The sequence below is a fragment of the Mycolicibacterium chengduense genome, from assembly GCF_033741155.1.
Taxonomy (GTDB): Bacteria; Actinomycetota; Actinomycetes; order Mycobacteriales; family Mycobacteriaceae; genus Mycobacterium.
Genome location: NZ_JAWQNH010000016.1, coordinates 1 through 2,247, shown reverse-complemented (window position 1 = coordinate 2,247; position 2,247 = coordinate 1). Strand labels below are relative to the sequence as shown.

At 64.9% G+C, this 2,247-nt stretch carries 2 protein-coding genes and 1 pseudogene; all 3 read left to right on the top strand.

What is annotated here, in order from left to right; all coding sequences use genetic code 11:
• The first annotated feature begins 51 nt into the window (after window positions 1-51).
• Window positions 52-363 carry a transposase gene (locus tag SBI67_RS29040; RefSeq protein WP_046873288.1) on the top strand — a complete coding sequence of 104 codons (312 nt, stop codon included), beginning with the start codon at window positions 52-54 and terminating at the stop codon, window positions 361-363.
• A pseudogene (locus tag SBI67_RS29035) lies at window positions 360-992 on the top strand (IS3 family transposase); the annotation flags it as partial. The gene SBI67_RS29040 and the pseudogene SBI67_RS29035, both read left to right, overlap by 4 nt.
• 56 nt (window positions 993-1,048) lie before the next feature.
• Window positions 1,049-2,247, top strand: a 1,199-nt coding sequence (locus SBI67_RS29030) for an IS30 family transposase (RefSeq protein WP_489685582.1), incomplete at its 3' end; no start/stop codon positions are given.

Genomic DNA, 2,247 nt, shown 5'->3' with positions numbered 1-2,247 from the left:
TGAACCGTTCCGGGTTTGATGCCGCTTCCTTGTGTGTGGAGGATGGCGATTATGGCCAAGCATTACCCGGTCGAGCAGCGTGAGCGTGCGGTGAAGATGGTGCTCGACCATCTGGACGAGTACCGGTCGGTGTATGCCGCCTGCGTGGCGATCGGCCCGAAGGTCGGTGTCGGAATCGAGTCACTGCGTCGGTGGGTGTTGCAGGCCCAGGTCGATGACAGCGCGCGTCCGGGCATCACGACTACCGAGCAACAGCGCATCCGCGACCTTGAGCGAGAAGTGCGAGATCTCAAGGAGGCCAACGAGATTCTGAAAGCGGCCTCGATTTTCTTCGCGCGGGAGCTCGACCCGCGCCACCGCTGATCTGCGGGTTCATCGACCAGATGCGGGCCCGTGGATTTCGGGTCGAGTCGATCTGCCGCGTGCTCACTGAGCACGGTGTGCAGGTCGCCCCACGCACGTACCGCAACTGGAAAGCCGCTCCACCGTCGGACCGGACGGTCACCGACGCTGCGCTCACTGACGCTCTGCGGGCCACGGTGGGCACCCCGGAGAGCATGTATGGGCGACGCAAGATGACCGCCTACCTGCGCCGCCAAGGCCATCGGGTCGCCGGGTGCACCGTGGATCGGTTAATGCGCGATGAAGGCCTGTCCGGTGTGGTCAGGGGCCGAAAACACCGGACCACGATTCCCGGTAAGGAGGCTCGGCGGGCACCGGATCTGCTCGACCGCGATTTCACCGCCGCCGCACCCAACTGCAAGTGGGTTACCGACTTCACCTACTGCCGCACCTGGTCGGGCTTCGTCTATGTCGCGTTCGTGGTGGACTGCTTCTCGCGGGCCATCGTGGGCTGGCACGCGGCGTCGGTGAAGGACACCTCGATGGTGACCACAGCGCTGAAGATGGCGTTGTGGCGACGCGATCACGCGCAACGCAGCATCGGCGATGGGTTGGTACATCGCGATGGGTTGGTACATCACAGTGATGCTGGCTCGCAAGGCGGATTCAACTGGTCGTCGCAACACCTCGATGATGGAGGTGTCAGATGGTTCGTCGTCAGCAAGCAGCAGACCGTGCAATCCGCCCAAAGCTCCGGTCGCCGGGGCATCCGAAGCATCAGCGTCATGTCGAGGTGGCCTTCTGGGAACAGATCGCCGCAGGGCTTCTCGCCGAGGAGGCCGCGGCCGTTGTCGGCGTGGCGCCGGCGGTCGGAGCACGCTGGTTCCACAACGCTGGCGGCATGCCACCATTTGATTTGACGTTCCAGTCCTCGGGCCGCTACCTGTGCTTCGCTGAGCGTGAGGAGATCGCGCTGCTGCGGGCGCAGGGCAAGGGAGTGCGAGCGATCGCCCGGGCGATCGGACGTGACCCATCGACGATCTCACGGGAGTTGCGCCGCAACGCGGCCACCCGTAGCGGGACGTTGCAGTACCGGGCGTCGGTCGCGCAGTGGAAGGCCGATATGGCCGCACGTCGGCCCAAGACGGCCAAACTGGTCGCGAACCCGAAGCTGCATGATTATGTGCAGAAACGTCTTTCGGGGCAGATCAGCCGCCCCGACGGCGGCATCATCGCCGGACCGCAACCGCCGCGGTTCACCGGCCGCAACAAACCGCACCGCAAGGACCGGCCATGGTCACTAGCGTGGAGCCCGGAGCAGATCTCCCACCGGCTCAAAGTTGATTTCCTCGAGGATACGTCCATGCGCATCAGCCACGAGTCGATCTATCAATCGCTCTACATCCAGGGCCGGGGTGCGCTCAAACGGGAACTGGTCTGGTGCCTGCGCACCGGACGCGCACTTCGAGTGCCGCGGCAACGATCACGGCGAAAGACCTGGGCCCATGTCACCCCGGAGGCGCTGATCAGCGAACGCCCGGCCGAAGCCGCCGACCGCGCAGTTCCCGGACACTGGGAAGGCGATCTCCTCATCGGGCTCGAACGCTCTGCGATCGGCACCGTCGTCGAACGCATGACCCGGTTCACCATGCTGGTCCACCTGCCCCGCGAACAGGGCTACCGACACAGGGAAACCCCGAAGAACGGTCCGGCACTGGCCGGCTACGGGGCGATCACTATGAAGAACGCCCTGGCTGACACCATGTCGACCCTGCCGGCGCAGCTCGTCCGGTCGCTGACCTGGGACCGCGGCAAGGAAATGTCGGCTCATGCCCAGTTCAAGGTCGAAACCGGTATCCCGGTGTTCTTCGCCGACCCCCAGTCACCGTGGCAGCGCGGCACCAA

Coding starts and splice junctions, on each gene's coding strand:
- SBI67_RS29040 (WP_046873288.1), top strand. CDS start 52: ATGGCCAAGCATTACCCGGTCGAGCAGCGTGAGCGTGCGGTGAAGATG.